Below are 15,711 nucleotides of genomic sequence, written 5' to 3'. Positions count from 1 at the left end.
CGCCGGGTCTTGTCCGGCGCTTCCTTGTTGATGTTCCCTGATAGAGGAGCGCCCCAATGACCGTGATCAAGCAGGACGACCTGATTCAGAGCGTTGCCGACGCACTGCAGTTCATCTCCTATTACCACCCCGTCGACTTCATCCAGGCGATGCACGAGGCCTACCTGAAGGAAGAGTCGCCGGCCGCCAAGGACTCCATGGCGCAGATCCTGATCAACTCACGCATGTGTGCCACCGGCCACCGCCCGATTTGCCAGGACACCGGCATCGTCACCGTATTCATCAAAGTCGGTATGGACGTGCGCTGGGACGGCGCCACCATGAGCGTCGACGACATGATCAACGAGGGCGTGCGTCGCGCCTACAACCTGCCCGAGAACGTTCTGCGCGCCTCGATCCTGGCCGACCCGGCCGGTGCCCGCAAGAACACCAAGGACAACACCCCGGCGGTGATCCACTACTCCATCGTCCCTGGCGACAAGGTGGAAGTGGACGTCGCGGCCAAGGGCGGCGGCTCCGAGAACAAGTCGAAGATGGCCATGCTCAACCCGTCCGACTCGATCGTCGACTGGGTACTCAAGACCGTGCCGACCATGGGCGCCGGCTGGTGCCCGCCCGGCATGCTCGGCATCGGCATCGGCGGTACCGCCGAGAAGGCCGCGGTGATGGCCAAGGAAGTGCTCATGGAGCACATCGACATCCACGAACTGCAGGCTCGTGGCCCTCAAAACAAGATCGAAGAGCTGCGTCTGGAGCTGTTCGAGAAGGTCAACCAGCTGGGCATCGGCGCCCAGGGCCTGGGCGGCCTGACCACCGTGCTCGACGTCAAGATCATGGATTACCCGACCCACGCAGCTTCGCTGCCGGTGTGCATGATCCCCAACTGCGCCGCCACCCGTCACGCCCACTTCGTGCTCGACGGCTCCGGCCCGGCCGAGCTGGAAGCACCGGATTTGGACGCCTATCCGGAAATCGTCTGGGAAGCCGGCCCGAGCGCACGTCGCGTCGACCTCGACACCCTCACCCCGGAAGACGTACAGAGCTGGAAGCCGGGCGAGACCATCCTGCTCAACGGCAAGATGCTCACTGGCCGCGACGCCGCGCACAAGCGCATGGTCGAGATGCTCAACAAGGGTGAACAACTGCCGGTCGATCTGAAAGGCCGCTTCATTTATTACGTGGGCCCGGTCGATCCGATCGGTGACGAAGTGGTAGGCCCGGCTGGCCCGACCACCGCCACGCGGATGGACAAGTTCACCCGGCAGATTCTCGAGCAGACTGGTCTGCTGGGCATGATCGGCAAATCCGAGCGCGGCCCGACCGCCATCGAAGCGATCAAGGACAACAAGGCCGTGTACCTGATGGCCGTCGGCGGCGCTGCCTATCTGGTGGCCCAGGCGATCAAGAAGTCCAAGGTGCTGGCCTTCGCCGAACTGGGCATGGAAGCGATCTACGAGTTCGAAGTGAAGGACATGCCGGTTACCGTTGCTGTCGACAGCAACGGCGAATCGGTACACATCACCGGCCCGGCGATCTGGAACAAGAAGATCGCCGAAAGCCTGGCAGTGGAAGTGAAGTAAGCGTCAACGCTGCAAAGCAGAAGCCCGGCCAAGTGCCGGGCTTCTGTGTTTTCAGGCGTCCTGCAGCAACTGCCGGCCACGCGCCAGGTAATGGTCCATCTCCGCTTCCGGCACCATGCTGCCGCCGGTCGCCCACACCAGGTGGGTGGACCGCGCCAGGCGCTGCGCCGTCAGGCCGATGCGCGAGCGATAGCCCTGCTGCTCACCCAGCACACGCAGCACACCCGGCATGCCGGCCAGGGCCGAAGGTTCGAGGCGCTGACCTTCAGCACGCTCAAGCAGTGCCAGGTAACGGAACAGCTGCTCATCGCTGACCGTGTAATAGCCATCGATCAGGCGCTGCATGGCGCGGCCGACGAAGCCGGATGGTCTCCCCACGGCCAGTCCGTCGGCAGCCGTGCGGTTGTCGATACCGAAATCCTGCACCGCCAATTCTTCATGCCGTCCGGTATGAACGCCGAGCAGCATGCACGGTGAATGGGTCGGTTCGGCGAACAGGCAGTGCACCGCATCGCCGAACGCCAGCTTCAGGCCGAAGGCCACGCCACCCGGTCCACCGCCGACGCCACAGGGCAGGTAGACAAACAGCGGATGCTCGGCATCGACCACGACACCGGCCGTCGCCAGTTGCTGCTTGAGGCGTTCGCCGGCCACCGCGTAGCCGAGGAACAGGTGCCTGGAATTTTCGTCATCGACGAAGTGGCAGCGCGGATCGCCTTCGGCCTGACGCCGCCCCTGCTCCACCGCAACGCTGTAATCGCTGGCGTACTCGACCACCGTCACGCCATGGGCGCGCAGCTTGCCCTTCTTCCATTGGCGCGCATCAGCGGACATGTGCACCGTGGCCTGGAAACCCAGCCGCGCGCTGATGATGCCGATGGACAACCCCAGGTTGCCGGTAGAGCCGACGGCTACCTGATAGCCACCGAAGAAGGCGCGCATCTCTTCGCTGTCGAGGCAGGCATAATCGTCATCGAGGCTCAGCAGCCCAGCAGCCAGTGCCAGGTCCTCGGCATGTTTGAGCACCTCGTAGATGCCGCCACGGGCCTTGATCGAACCGGAGATGGGCAGGTGGCTATCGCGCTTGAGCCACAGGGCGCCGATCTCGCCGTCTGCCTGGGCCTCATTAATGAGCAACTCGCGCATCTGCGACACGGGCAGGATGTCCGACTCGATGATGCCACCGCTGGTGGCCGTCTGCGGAAACACGCGAGCCAGATAAGGCGCGAACCGCGCGAGACGGGCGCTGGCGTCGGCCACGTCTGCGGCGTTCAAGCCCACATCCCCCAGCGCCTCGCTGACAGGTGCCACGGCGGGGTTGAACCAGCTTGTTTCACGCAAGGCGATCAGCTCGTCGAGTAGCGGGTATTGCGCGCGCCACTGGGCGAGCGGCTGACCAAGGATCATCGGCAGTTTCCTCATTGCAGGCCGTTAACAACGCCCATTAGATGACGCTGACAGCCATCTGGCAAAGGCCACGAGCGGCAGGTAAGCGGAACGATACCTGCCCAGGAGTGGCCTAACCGGGAAACCGCCAAGGAGTTGCCATGACCTTTTCCATCGTTGCCCGCTGCCCACACAGCGGACAGTTCGGCGTCGCCGCGGCCACTGCGATGCCCGCCGTCGGCAAACTACTCAGTCATGCTGCCGCCGGTGCAGGAGCGGTAGCCACCCAGGCGCAGGTCAACCCCTATCTGGGTCTGGATGGACTGGCGCTACTGCGTCAGGGATTGTCGGCTAAGGAAGTGCTGGAGCGGCTCAAAGACACCGATCCGTGCATGGAACTGCGCCAATGCGCGCTGATCGACGCTCAGGGTGACAGCCTGTGCTGGACCGGCGACAAGTGCCTGCCCTGGGCCGGCTCGCTGAGCGGCGAACAGTTCTCCGTGCAGGGCAATCGCCTGGTCGGCCCGCAGGTTCTGGACGCCGTGGCCGAAGCCTTCCGCCACGCGGAGAAACGCCCACTGATCGAGCGACTGATCGAAGCCCTGGCCGCTGGCGACCGCTGCGGCGGCGACAGTCATGGCGAATCCTCCGCGGTGATCTACGTGGTCGATCAGGAGGAGTATCCGCTGTGGGACATCCGCGTTGACCATCACCTCGACCCGGTGGCCGAGCTGCGCCGACTGCACAAGGTTTTCGCCCGCGAAGTACTGCCAGAAATTCTTGCCATGCCGACTCGCGATAATCCAGCGGGCCTGGCGGCGGAAGACTCGGTCTAACGCGCAGTGGTGCCGAAACGCCGCCGGTAATCGCCAGGCGACAGGCCCACCAGACGAGTGAAGACCTTGCGAAACGCGCCACTGTCGCGATACCCCACCTGCCAGGCCACCTGGTCGATGCTCTGGCGAGTGAACTCGAGCATTTCGCGCGCCTTGCTCACACGTAGCCGCTGGCAGTACTCGGTGGGCTTCAGCCCGGTGGCGGCGCGAAAGCGACGCAGAAAGGTGCGCTCCCCCAGCCCGGCACGCGCGGCCATATCGGCCAGGCTCGCCTCGGCGCCCTCCTGCCCCTGCAACCAGCGCTGCACGGCAAGCACTGCGGCATCGCCGTGATCGAGGCTGGGCGCGAAGCTGCTGAAATGGCGCTGCGATTCACGGTTCAGGTCCACCACCAGAAAGCGCGCGGTCTCGGCGGCGATGGTCGGCCCCAGCAGGCGAGTAACAATGGCCAGACCGAGATCGGTCCAGGCCATCAGACCACCGGCGGTGATCAGGTCACCGTCATCGATCACCATGCGTTCGGGCAGTACCTGCACCTGTGGAAAACGCGCCGCCATCTGCGCTGCCAGCGCCCAGTGGGTAGTCACCGTGCGCCCATCGAGCAAACCGGACTCGGCCAGCGCAAAGGCGCCGGCACAGACCGAAGCCAGCAGCACGCCGGCGCCGTGCTGTGCACGCAGCCAGTCACGGTACACGGCAGCGAGCGGCTGCTCAGCAGCATCGTCCAGACAGGGCGGCAAGATCACTACCTGCGGCGTACCCTCGGCCTGCGGCAAGCTGTCGAACATGCGCTGAAGCTGTCCTGCTTCATCGGCCTGCCAGTGACTGACCCGCAGCCGAGGCAGCCCCTCACGCCCCTGCCCGGCGGCCATGCGATTGGCCACCGCGAACAGATCGCCCAGACCATACACCGCTGCCAGCTGGGCACCGGGGTAGCGCAACAGGCCAATCTCCAGACAGCGCTCGCTCATTGTCAGTTTTTCCCCGCAGATTGTCGGCCGCGCCCATCCTCGCAGGCGCGCCAGGGCGATAAGGTTTGCCGCACATCATCCCACGGAGACAACCATGAGCAAGCGCGCCCTGATCCTGATCGACATCCAGAATGACTATTTTGCCGGCGGCAAGTGGTCGCTCGAAGGCATGGACGGAGCAACCGCCAACGCCGCCCGCGTGCTGGCGGCAGCACGCCAGGCGGGCGATAAGGTGATCCATGTACGCCATGAATTCGAAAGCGCCGACGCGCCCTTCTTCGTTCCCGGCAGCGCTGGTGCGAACATCCATCCGCAGGTGCAGCCGCTGGAGAGCGAAGTGGTGGTGCTCAAGCATCAGGTCAACGCCTTCCTCGGCACCGACCTCAAGGCTCAGCTGGACGCCGCCGGCATCGAGCAGATCACCCTGGTTGGCGCCATGAGTCATATGTGCATCGATGCCGCAGCCCGTGCCAGCAGCGACTTCGGCTATGTCACCACGGTCATTCACGATGCCTGCGCGACGCGCGACCAGGAATTCGAGGGGCAATCGATTCCGGCCGCCCAGGTGCATGCCGCCTATATGGCCGCACTGGCCTTCGCCTACGCGAACGTGGTTTCGACCGAGCAGTATCTGGCCGGCTGAATCAGCTGGCGCCAAATCGCTGCATTTGCATCTCGCGAAGGCGACTGAGCGTACGGCGGAAGGCAAAATCGAGGTAGCCCTGAGTGTAGAGTTCATCCAGGGCCACCGCGGCCTCGATGTAGAGTGGCACGCGGCGGTCGTAGCACTCGTCGACCAGGGCGATGAAGCGGCGCACCGCATCGTCGTTACGAGACAAAGCCGGCAATTGCCGATCCCCGGCATCGACCCGTTCGGCACCGTCCTCGGTGCCACGGGCGATGCGCCCCTCGCGTTGCTCGCCATCCAGGCGCGGCACTTCGCCAAGCAGGATGGCCGGAAAGCGCTCGCACAATTCGATGAAATCCACCGCTGCCAATGGCTGCTCGCATAGATCGCGGAAACGGCACCAGAGTGCCGCCGGGCTTTGACCGAGGGTCACCACGCTGCGGTGGGCCAACTCCACAGGTTCACCGCTAATGACCTGCCCCTCGCTCAATTGAGCGAACAGCTCGCCCAACGCCTGCGGCTGCCGTACCCAATAGCGCTGCACTTCTGCACCGGGATGCAGGCGGTGATCCTGCTCGCCGTCGACCGCCACCACCTGCATGTGCGCCGTGAGCGCGGCGATAGCCGGAAGGAAGCGCTCGCGGTTGTAGCCCTCTGCGTAGAGCTGATCCGGCGGCTGGTTGGAGGTCGCCACCAGCACCATACCCTGCTCCACGACCAGACTGAGCAGGCGGCCGAGCAGCATGGCATCGCCGATATCGCTGACGAACAGCTCGTCGAAACACAGCACGCGCACCTCACGCCCCAACTCCTCGGCCAGCAGGCGCAGCGGGTCGGCATTGCCAGTGAGCTGAAACTGCCGGCGATGCACCCACTGCATGAAATGATGAAAATGCTGCCGCCGCGCCGGCACGCGCAAAGCGTTGAAAAAGCTGTCCATCAGCCAGGTCTTGCCACGCCCGACCGGCCCCCAGAGGTAGACGCCAAGAGGCCTTTCACCTCGCTCAACAGCCTCATGACAGTGCTGCAGCGCCTCGACCGCACGGCGCTGCGCGGCATCGACTACGAAACCGGCAGCAAGCGCACGCTGATAGGCGGCCTGGGGCGAATCGTGCGGCGCCTGCATCGCGGTCAACGTAGCACCAGCCGGCCGTCATCGAACTGCCGTGGCCAGTCACGACGGGTGAACACCTGGCCCTGCTCACGCACGCGGCGTACTTCATCCAGATCCAGCTCGCAGATCAGCCAGTGGCTGCGCGTGGGGCATAGCTCCTCGCTCTCGGCGACGATGCCGCTAGCCGGCATGCCGTAGTCCGATGGTACGTACAGCGAGGCGCGGCCATAGCCTTCGTCCAGCGACGGCGACCAGGGCGCCAGACCGACGGTAGGCGAATGCAGCACGGCGATCTGGTTCTCCAGCGCACGGGCCTGGGCGCCGATGCGCACGCGGTGGAAACCAGCCACGGTGTCGGTGCAACTGGGCGCGAGAATCAGGTCGACCCCGGCTTCGGCCAGGGTATGCGCCAGCAGCGGAAACTCATTGTCGTAGCAGATCAGGATGCCCAGCTTGCCCAAATCTGTATCGAACACCTTAAGGCCGTTACCCGCCGCGATGTGCCACTGCTCCAGCTCGAAGCGGGTCATGATCAGCTTGTCCTGAGTGCCCAGACAGCCGTCCGGGCCAAACAGCCAGGCGCGATTGCGGTAGATGCCGTCATCATCCAGCACAGCCACCGAACCGGGCTGCAGGTAGATATTCAACCGCCGCGCCAGGCTCTCGCACAGTTCCAGCCAGCGTGACAGCAGCGGCTGGATGCCGGCGATGGAGCCGTGCAGGTCGCCCCGTTCAGCTTCCGGCAACTGGCCGGTCAGCACCAGGCCGGCGTATTCCGGCAGCAGCAGCAACTCGGCGCCCTGCCCGGCTGCATCCTCACACAGCGTGGTGAGGTGCTCGGCATATTCGTCCCAGGTGACGAACAGGTCGATGTGATATTGGCAGGCGGCAACCTTGATCATGAAGCGAGCTCCTTCAACCAGAACGACATGGGTTTGGCCGACTCCTCGGCTTCATCCAGATCGCGCCAGTGGTAATAGGTGTGCAATTCGGGGTGATGGCGATAGCCGCGGCGCGCCCAGAAGGCGTCCAGCGGTTGATAGTCGGCTGGCCGCCTCGGATGATCGACGGGACGCTGCACGGCGCAGAAGGCGCACCAGTCGAAGCCGCCCAGCTTGCGCGCATGGGCCTCGCGCTCGACGAAGAAGCGCACGCCGAGTCCACGCCCGCGCCAGGCCGGCAACACCACCGATTCGGCGCAGTAGAAGATGCGCGCCGGGCTCCAACCCGCAGCGATGAACGGCTGCTGGAATTCTTCGGTTTCATCGGCCAGCGGCAGCGCCGTGGAGGCGCCGACCACACGGCCCTCGTCATGTACCAGCACGCACAGGCTATCGGCACTGCGCACGTAGGTGGCCAGGTACTCGACCTCGTAGTCGAGGTTGCCGTCGTAGAGATAGGGAAACTCGCGGAACACCTGGATGCGCAGACGCGCCAAGTCGTCGATATGGGGTTCGATCTCCGCCCCCCGGAGCAGTCGGATATCCATTGCAGTCGCTCGCCAGCAACAGGGTGACGCCGGCAGCTATACCAGCGGTAAACGGCGAACTTATCATGCGGGCCAACGAACCACTAACCACGCTACGAAAGGAACTTAGCCATGACCGCCACCGAACTGGTTCAGGCCTACTACACCGCCTTCAACGCCGGCGACATGCCCGCCTTCCTCGACCTGCTGGCAGACGACGTGGTGCACGACATCAACCAGGGTGAACGTCAGGTCGGCAAGGCCACCTTCGCCGCTTTCATGGACAAGATGAACCGCTGCTACCGCGAGCGCCTGAGCGACATCGTGGTGATGCAGAACGCCGCAGGCGACCGCGCCGCTGCCGAGTTCGTGGTACACGGCGAATACCTGGCCAAGGACGAGGGCCTGCCACCGGCCAACGGCCAGACCTACGTGCTGCCGGCCGGTGCATTCTTCGAGATCAGGAACGGCAAGGTGGCGCGCATCAGCAACTACTACAACCTCAACGACTGGGTTGCGCAGGTGGGCTGAAAAGCACGCAAGCCACGTGGGCGTCCATCTGCGCAACGCCTGAAACATTCTCAAAGGCTTAATACAGCGTTAAGCCAACCACTCACACAATCGCCCCCAGGTTCATCACCGAGGTTCCGAGCATGGAACTACCCTGGGCGCATCATGATCGTCCCGTTGCCCGTATCGGGCGCGGCGATAGTTACGAACTCCACCTGGCGTCGCCCGGCAGCGCACGTCGCGTTGCCCTGGAGCAGTTCGTCTGCCAGCGCTTCGAACTGCAGCACGGCGCACGTATCCGTCACTTCATGCCCTGTCTGTTCGGCCTGGAAAACCAGACCGGCCAGTTGCTCGGCGCAGTCGGCGTGCGCAGCGGCAACAGCGGCCCGCTGTTTCTCGAACGTTACCTGGACGAGCCGATCCAGAGCGCCATCGGCGCGCGCCTGGGCAACAGCGTGCCGAGCCGTGGCGAGCTGGTGGAAGTCGGCAACCTGGCCGCCGATAGCCCCGGCGCCGCGCGCCTGCTGATCGTCGCCCTGACCGATCTACTGGTGGCGCTGGGTTTTCGCTGGGTCACCTTCACTGGCACTCCAACCCTACTCAACAGTTTCCAGCGCCTGAGCCTGACTCCAATCGCCCTCGGCGAAGCCGATCCGGCGCGCATGGGCGATGAGCTGGCCGACTGGGGCAGCTACTACGACAACCGTCCGCTGGTCATGGCCGGCGACATCCATGGCGGCCATCAGCGTCTGCTGCAGCTGGGCGCCTATCCGCGTCTCGGTCATCAACCGCTGTATGCCCTGGAGGACATGCCCGATGTGGTCTGCAGCTGAATCCTTCTTCGCACGCCTCGGTGAGTTCGGTACGCATATTGCGCTGGCCGAAGGCGAACGCACCCTCACCTACGCCGAGCTGCTCGGTGCGGTCGCCGCACGAGGCAGACACCTGCGGGCCCTCGGCGCCCACCGCGTGGCACTGGCCCTGGACAACGGTATCGACTGGGTGCTGTGGGACCTGGCTGTGCTGCACGCAGGCTTGGTCTGCGTACCGGTGCCGGCGTTCTTCTCTGCCGAGCAGCAGCGTCATGTGCTCGACAGTGCCGGCATCGACTGCCTGATCGGCAACGGCGCTCCTGGTTTCGCCACCGTCGAGAACGACATTCATCGACGCATGGTGGCGCAACCGGCCGAGCTGCACGCCGGCACCTGCAAGATCACCTACACCTCCGGCACCACCGGCCAACCCAAGGGCGTGTGCCTGGACCTGGACACGCAACTGGCGGTGGCCGACAGCCTGGTCAAGGCCAGCGCCAGCCGCGAGGTGCAGCGGCACCTGTGCATCCTGCCGCTGGCCACCCTGCTGGAGAACATCGCTGGGGTTTACGCGCCGCTGCTGGCCGGCGCCCGGATCGAACTGATGCCCATGGCCCAGATCGGCCTGACCGGGGCCAGCGGCTTCGACCTGGTGCGCTTTCTCCAGGCCCTGCACGCCGCCCAGCCGCACAGCCTGATCCTATTGCCACAATTGCTGCTGGCGCTGGTCAGCGCCGGCGAACGCAAGCTGCCGGTGCCGCATTCGCTGCGTTTCGTCGCCGTCGGTGGTGGGCGGGTTTCCGCGCAGTTGCTCGAGCGCGCCGACGCCTTGAGTCTGCCGATCTTCGAAGGTTACGGACTGTCCGAATGTGCCTCGGTGGTGTGCCTGAACACGCCCGAACAGCGCCGCATCGGCAGCACCGGCCAGCCGCTTGGCCATCTGCAGGTGAGCCTGGCAACCGATGGCGAAGTGCTGGTCAAGGGCGCCCGCATGCTCGGCTACCTCGGTGAGCCGGCGCCGCAAGGAGAATGGTTGGGCACCGGCGATCTCGGTCATTTCGAGCACGGTTTTCTGGTGCTGCACGGGCGCAAGAAACATCAGTTCATCACTGCCTTCGGGCGCAACGTCAACCCGGAATGGGTCGAGTCCGAGCTAGTGCAACAGTTGCCCATCGCCCAGGCCTGGCTGCACGGCGAGGCGCTGGCAGCAAACGTCGCGGTGCTGGTGCCGCGCTTCGCCAATACCCCCGATGCGCAGTTGCAGGAAGCCGTGGACGCCGTCAATCACGGCCTGCCGGACTACGCCCGCGTGCACCACTGGTTGCGCGCCGATGCCCCTTTCAGCGCGAGCAATGACCTGGCTACAGCCAATGGCCGCCTGCGCCGCGCTGCCCTGTTCAACCATTACCAAAGCGCCATCCATGACCTGGTGGCAGAAGGAGTACACGCATGAGCTTCTACGAATCCCTGCTGGCCCAGACCCAAGCCGAACGCGACTACCTGCTCGGCGCACCGATCATCCAGCAGGCCATGACCGGCCAGGTCGCCCTGCGCAGCTACATCGCCTTCCTCACCGAGGCCTACCACCACGTAAAGCACACCGTGCCGCTGTTGATGGCCTGCGGTGCGCGTCTGCCGGAACGTCTGGAATGGCTGCGCGAGGCCATCGCCGAGTACATCGAGGAGGAAACCGGCCACCAGGAGTGGATCCTCAACGACATCGCCGCCTGTGGTGCCGATAAAGAAGCGGTGCGCCATGGCACTCCGCAGCTGCCGACCGAGTTGATGGTGGCCTACGTATACGACCGCATCGCCCGGCACAACCCGGTGAGTTTCTTCGGCATGGTCAACGTGCTCGAAGGCACCAGCATCGCCCTGGCCACCCAGGCAGCGGGCATCATTCAGGACAAGCTGCAGTTGCCGAACAAGGCCTTCAGCTACCTCAACTCCCACGGCAGTCTGGACCTGGAGCACATCGAGTTCTTCAAGAAGCTGATGAACCAACTGGACAACGACGATGACAAGGCCGCCGTGGTGCACACCGCCAAGGTCGTCTACCGCCTGTACGGCGACATGTTCCGCAGCCTGCCGCTGTCGAGCGAGGAGTAAGGTCATGCAACCGACGGATTGCCGTGCTCTGCTCACCGGTGCCAGTGGTGGCATCGGCCTGGCCCTGGCGCATCGTCTGGCCAGCGAAGGTGCCCATCTGCTGCTGGTGGGCCGTCGCCTGGAGCCCCTGCAACCGCTGTTGCAACGCTTCCCACAGAACGTGCAGCTGGTGCAGGCCGACATCGCCACCCGCAGCGGCCGTGATGCACTGGTCGCCGCGGCGCAGAACTTTGGCGGACTGAATTGCCTGATCAACGCCGCCGGGGTCAACCGCTTCGGCCTGCTCGACCAGCAGGACGAGCAGCAGATCGCCGAGCTGATCGGCCTCAACGTCACCGCCACGCTTCAACTGACCCAACGCCTGCTGCCATTGCTGCGCGCGCAACGGCGTGCGCTGGTGATCAACGTCGGCTCCACCTTCGGCGCCATCGGCTACCCCGGCTTCGCTGCCTACTGCGCCAGCAAGTTCGCCGTGCGCGGCTTCTCCGAGGCGCTGCGCCGCGAACTGGCCGACACGCACGTACGCGTCCTCTACTTCGCGCCGCGCGCCACCCGCACGTCGATGAACGCCCCTAGCGTGGTGGCGATGAACGATGAGCTTGGCGTGGCCATGGACGACCCCGCGCAGGTGGCCAAGGAACTGCTCGACACCATCCGCCGCGAGCAGGAGGAACGTCACCTGGGCTGGCCGGAACGCCTGTTCGTGCGCCTCAACGGCCTGCTGCCACGCGTGGTCGACCAGGCCCTGCGCAAGCAGTTGCCGATCATTCAACGCTTTGCCCGCCACAAGCACTGAGGAGATTTCCCGTGAACGCATTTCGCACCCTGATCATCGCCGCCCTCGGCTTCACCGCCCTGCCCGCCTTCGCCCTCAGTGACAACGGCCAGGCTCAGTTGCATCAGTTGCAAACACGCTGGGCAGAGATCAACTACCAGACGCCGGAGAAGCAGCGTGAAGAGGCCTTCGCCAAGCTCGTCACGCAGGCCGACGCCGCGCTAGCCAGCGAGCCCAAGGCAGCTGAGCTGCTGATCTGGCGCGGCATCATCCTCAGCACCGAGGCCGGCGCCAAAGGTGGTCTCGGCGCCCTGGGCCTGGTCAAGGAAGCCAAGGCCAGCCTGGAACAGGCCCTGGCCATCGATCCGCAAGCCCTGGCCGGCTCGGCCTACACCAGCCTCGGTAGCCTGTACTACCAGGTACCGGGTTGGCCGATCGGTTTCGGCGATGACGAGAAGGCCGAGCAGATGCTCCAACAGGCACTGGCGATCAACCCGGACGGCCTCGACCCCAACTACTTCTACGGCGACTACCTGCAACGGCAGAAACGCTACGAGGAATCCCGCGCAGCCCTGGAGAAAGCCCTGGCCGCCAAGGATCGCCCCGGCCGTGAACTGGCTGACAAGGGCCGCCGCGCAGAAGCCACGGCGCTTTTGCGGCAAGTCGAGCGTAAACTCCAGTAACTCGGACGCATCCCTACAGGAGTTGCCATGCGCATTCTTCTCGTCGAAGACGATCAGGCCCTGGGCGAAGGCATTCGCACCGCGCTGAAACCCGAAGGCTACACCGTGGACTGGCTGCAGGATGGCGCCAGTGCGCTGCATGCGCTGAGCCACGAGAGTTTCGAGCTGGCCATTCTCGACCTCGGCCTGCCGCGCATGGACGGCCTGCAGGTGCTCAAGCACCTGCGCGCTGCGGCCAATCCGGTGCCGGTGCTGATACTGACCGCGCGTGATGCCACCAGCGACCGCATCGCCGGGCTCGATGCCGGCGCCGACGACTACCTGATCAAGCCCTTCGACGTCGCCGAGCTCAAGGCGCGTCTACGCGCTTTGCTGCGGCGCAGCTTCCAACGCCCGCAACCGGCGCTGGAGTACCGCGGTATCAGCCTCGACCCGGCCAGCCAGGTGGTCGAATACCAGGGCCAGACCATCAACCTGCCACGCAAGGAATTCCTCTTGCTGCACGAGTTGCTGATCCAGCCCGGTCGCGTACTGACTCGCGACAAGCTGCAACAGGCGCTGTACGGCTGGGATGAGGAAGTGGAAAGCAACGCCCTGGAAGTGCACGTGCACCACCTGCGCAAGAAATTCTTCCCGGAACTGATCCGCACGGTACGCGGCGTCGGTTATCTGGTGGACAAATGAGGTTGCTGAAAACCTTCGGCTCCATCCGCACCCGTCTGCTCGCCCTGCTGCTACTGCTGGTAGCGGCCAGCTTCGGGTTGATCAGCCACAAGATCTACAACGACTCGGTGCATGAAGTACGCGAGCTGTTCGATGCGCAGCTGGCGCAGACCGCCCGCCTGCTCATGGGCCTGGTACGCCACGACCTCAGCGAGACCGAGCGCCGTGAGATGCAGGCAGTGCTCGATGAAGCCCTGCTGCTGCACAGCTCGCGCAATCCGGAGAACCTGTTCGGCCACGAATACGAAGGCAAGCTGGCCTTCCAGATGCTCGACGATGATGGCGAGCTGCTGTTCCAGTCTGCCAGCGCGCCACCCGGTCTGCTCAACGACATGATCCAACAGCTCGGCCTGGCTCTGCCCAATGATGACCAACCGATGCGCGAACGCCTGGCGCAGCTGGCTCGCTACCTGATCGGTTACCACAACCTGACCATCGGCGAACACAACTGGCGGGTGTTCGTCCTGCATGACAGCCGCGACTACCACTGGGTACTGGCGGGCGAGCGCGAGGACGTACGCGGCGAGTTGATCGGCAAGATCGCCCGGCGCAGCCTGCAGCCGCTGCTGATCGGCCTTCCCATCGTCGGCTTGCTGCTGTGGCTGACCGTGGGTTGGGGCCTGTATCCGCTCAAGCGCGTGGCCGATGCCATCCGCGGCCGCGCACCGGACAACCTGGCGCCGCTGGTCTTCCCGCCCTTACCCAACGAACTGGAGCCGATGGCCGCCGCACTCAATCGCCTGCTGATGCAGGTCAACCAGTTGCTCGAGCAGGAAAAGCGCTTCATCGCCGATGCCGCCCACGAGTTGCGCACGCCGCTGGCGGTGCTGCGCATCCACGCGCAGAACGCCCTGGAGGCGCCGGACCCCGGTGACCGCGAAGAGGCGTTGAAACAGCTGGGTAGCGGCGTCGACCGTGCCACCCGCGTGGTCGCCCAACTGCTGACCCTGGCGCGACTGGATCCCAATGGCGTGCGCCTGAACATGAATGACCTCGACCTGCTGGCCTTCCTGCGCAGCGAATTGGCCGAGCTGACCCCGTTGGCCCTCAATCGCGGCCAGGAGCTGATCCTCGAGGCCCAGGAGCCGGGCGAATATCATCTGCCGGCTGACGGCCCCAGCCTGGGTATCCTGCTGCAGAATCTAGTGAGCAATGCCGTGCAGTACACCCCGGCAGGCGGCTGCATTCAGGTGCAACTCCAGGCCACGCCGCAAGACCTGGTACTGCAAGTGCTCGATAGTGGCCCAGGTGTGCCGGTGGAACTGCGCGAGCGCTTGTTCGAGCGTTTCTTCCGCGTTGGCGAAGGCCAGGGCGCTGGCCTGGGGCTGTCCATCGTGCGCCGCGTGGTGGAACTGCATCAGGGCAGCATCGCCCTGGACGAGTCACCACTTGGCGGCCTGCGCGTCAGCGTGCGCTTGCCCCGGCGTCCCGGCAGCCATGCTTGAGTGATCACGAGGGCAGGCATCAAGATTAGGTATAGCCATACCCAATCATCAAGATAGAGACAATCCGTTTTATCAATCGAAGCGCGTCTCCGATCATGCACACCTGTTCAACAACCCCTACAGGAGTAACGTCGCATGAGCCTGATCAAACGCTTCTTCCAACCACCCCAGCCTAGCCAGCAACCCAGCACCCCGAACGCGCAGGAACATCCGAACTTCTGGATGTACCAGTGATTCAGCCGCTGACCCCAACCACCCTCAGCGGCACCTGACGCCCGGCCTTCTGTGCCAGGTAGCGGGTGCAGCTGACACGCAGGAACGAGGCGAAATTGACCACTTCGCCGCGAAAATCCATGATCTCGTCATGCAGCTTGGCGATCAGCTGGTTGGTGGTCATGCCATCAACTTCGGCGATTTCGCGCAGGATGTCCCAGAACTGATTTTCCAGACGCAACGTGGTGACCACACCGCGGATGCGCAATGAGCGTGAGCGCGATTCGTAGAGGATGGGGTCGGCCTTTACATACAGTTCGCACATAGGTCGTGCTCCTGAAAGGTAGGGCGGGTGCAACCCGCCACGTATGGACTGGCGGGTTGCACCCGCCCTACGTCTTGCTCGCGCCATAGCCCGGTGCAGTCAGTGCGTGAATGCCGGCGATGATGCGCCCGGA

At 64.5% G+C, this 15,711-nt stretch carries 17 protein-coding genes; 11 read left to right on the top strand and 6 right to left on the bottom strand.

Translation table 11 applies throughout. The annotated features are described in order from the left end of the window. The first annotated feature begins 56 nt into the window (after positions 1-56). Positions 57-1,580 carry a fumarate hydratase gene (locus AAEQ75_RS14720; RefSeq protein WP_143505955.1) on the top strand — a complete coding sequence of 508 codons (1,524 nt, stop codon included), beginning with the start codon at positions 57-59 and terminating at the stop codon, positions 1,578-1,580. 51 nt (positions 1,581-1,631) lie between these two features. Here AAEQ75_RS14720 and dsdA read toward each other — a convergent pair whose 3' ends face one another. Further along, complete coding sequence (gene dsdA / locus AAEQ75_RS14715; protein ID WP_343349437.1) at positions 1,632-2,987, bottom strand: D-serine ammonia-lyase; 1,356 nt, start codon at positions 2,985-2,987, stop codon at positions 1,632-1,634. Between the two features lie 140 nt (positions 2,988-3,127). Between dsdA and AAEQ75_RS14710 the strand changes: the two genes are divergently transcribed. Next, the gene (locus AAEQ75_RS14710) at positions 3,128-3,802 is read left to right on the top strand and encodes a DUF1028 domain-containing protein (protein ID WP_343349436.1); all 675 of its coding nucleotides are present in this window, start codon (positions 3,128-3,130) and stop codon (positions 3,800-3,802) included. Here AAEQ75_RS14710 and AAEQ75_RS14705 read toward each other — a convergent pair. Then, on the bottom strand, positions 3,799-4,773 hold the full coding sequence (locus AAEQ75_RS14705) for a GlxA family transcriptional regulator (protein WP_343349435.1): 975 nt from the start codon (positions 4,771-4,773) through the stop codon (positions 3,799-3,801). The two genes, AAEQ75_RS14710 and AAEQ75_RS14705, sit on opposite strands and share 4 nt — an antisense overlap. Before the next feature lie 94 nt (positions 4,774-4,867). Between AAEQ75_RS14705 and AAEQ75_RS14700 the strand changes: the two genes are divergently transcribed. Beyond that, positions 4,868-5,416 carry a cysteine hydrolase family protein gene (locus tag AAEQ75_RS14700; RefSeq protein ID WP_343349433.1) on the top strand — a complete coding sequence of 183 codons (549 nt, stop codon included), beginning with the start codon at positions 4,868-4,870 and terminating at the stop codon, positions 5,414-5,416. 1 nt (position 5,417) lies between these two features. On the opposite strand, the gene zapE is transcribed toward AAEQ75_RS14700, so the two are convergent. From zapE to AAEQ75_RS14685, 3 genes are read right to left on the bottom strand one after another with little or no spacing between them, the layout of a single operon-like run. Continuing rightward, a complete protein-coding gene (gene zapE / locus AAEQ75_RS14695; RefSeq protein ID WP_343352397.1) occupies positions 5,418-6,527 on the bottom strand; it encodes a cell division protein ZapE in 1,110 nt (369 codons plus the stop codon). 5 nt (positions 6,528-6,532) lie between these two features. After that, positions 6,533-7,417 carry a carbon-nitrogen hydrolase family protein gene (locus AAEQ75_RS14690; protein WP_343349431.1) on the bottom strand — a complete coding sequence of 295 codons (885 nt, stop codon included), beginning with the start codon at positions 7,415-7,417 and terminating at the stop codon, positions 6,533-6,535. Then, on the bottom strand, positions 7,414-8,004 hold the full coding sequence (locus AAEQ75_RS14685) for a GNAT family N-acetyltransferase (RefSeq protein WP_343349430.1): 591 nt from the start codon (positions 8,002-8,004) through the stop codon (positions 7,414-7,416). The genes AAEQ75_RS14690 and AAEQ75_RS14685 overlap by 4 nt, the downstream gene beginning before the upstream one ends. Before the next feature lie 111 nt (positions 8,005-8,115). Here AAEQ75_RS14685 and AAEQ75_RS14680 point away from each other — a divergent pair, with 111 nt between their 5' ends. From AAEQ75_RS14680 to AAEQ75_RS14645, 8 genes are all read left to right on the top strand, one after another. Beyond that, entirely contained in the window at positions 8,116-8,514 is a 399-nt protein-coding gene (locus AAEQ75_RS14680; protein WP_343349429.1) for a nuclear transport factor 2 family protein, read from the top strand. Between the two features lie 122 nt (positions 8,515-8,636). Next, positions 8,637-9,326: a thermostable hemolysin gene (locus tag AAEQ75_RS14675; protein WP_343349428.1), complete on the top strand. Its 690-nt coding sequence runs from the start codon at positions 8,637-8,639 to the stop codon at positions 9,324-9,326. Next, a complete protein-coding gene (locus AAEQ75_RS14670) occupies positions 9,310-10,758 on the top strand; it encodes an AMP-binding protein (protein WP_343349426.1) in 1,449 nt (482 codons plus the stop codon). Before AAEQ75_RS14675 ends, AAEQ75_RS14670 begins: the two co-directional genes overlap by 17 nt. Further along, positions 10,755-11,414 (top strand): TenA family transcriptional regulator, encoded by a 660-nt coding sequence (locus AAEQ75_RS14665; RefSeq protein ID WP_106734475.1) that lies wholly within the window; start codon positions 10,755-10,757, stop codon positions 11,412-11,414. The genes AAEQ75_RS14670 and AAEQ75_RS14665 overlap by 4 nt, the downstream gene beginning before the upstream one ends. A gap of 4 nt (positions 11,415-11,418) precedes the next feature. Then, a complete protein-coding gene (locus AAEQ75_RS14660; RefSeq protein WP_256833481.1) occupies positions 11,419-12,210 on the top strand; it encodes an SDR family oxidoreductase in 792 nt (263 codons plus the stop codon). Positions 12,211-12,221: 11 nt separating this feature from the next. Then, complete coding sequence (locus AAEQ75_RS14655; protein ID WP_343349423.1) at positions 12,222-12,872, top strand: tetratricopeptide repeat protein; 651 nt, start codon at positions 12,222-12,224, stop codon at positions 12,870-12,872. A 27-nt stretch (positions 12,873-12,899) separates the two neighbouring features. Next, the gene (locus tag AAEQ75_RS14650) at positions 12,900-13,556 is read left to right on the top strand and encodes a response regulator (RefSeq protein ID WP_106734472.1); all 657 of its coding nucleotides are present in this window, start codon (positions 12,900-12,902) and stop codon (positions 13,554-13,556) included. After that, positions 13,553-15,040, top strand: a complete 1,488-nt coding sequence (locus AAEQ75_RS14645) for an ATP-binding protein (RefSeq protein WP_343349422.1) — start codon at positions 13,553-13,555, stop codon at positions 15,038-15,040. The genes AAEQ75_RS14650 and AAEQ75_RS14645 overlap by 4 nt, the downstream gene beginning before the upstream one ends. 235 nt (positions 15,041-15,275) lie before the next feature. Here AAEQ75_RS14645 and AAEQ75_RS14640 read toward each other — a convergent pair whose 3' ends face one another. Further along, a complete protein-coding gene (locus AAEQ75_RS14640) occupies positions 15,276-15,578 on the bottom strand; it encodes a ribbon-helix-helix domain-containing protein (protein WP_343349421.1) in 303 nt (100 codons plus the stop codon). Positions 15,579-15,711 lie beyond the last annotated feature (133 nt).

It is taken from the genome of Pseudomonas sediminis, from assembly GCF_039555755.1.
Lineage (GTDB): Bacteria > Pseudomonadota > Gammaproteobacteria > Pseudomonadales > Pseudomonadaceae > Aquipseudomonas > Aquipseudomonas mendocina_D.
The sequence above is the reverse complement of the archived record's forward strand: the minus strand, read 5'-3'. Positions and strand labels throughout refer to the sequence as shown.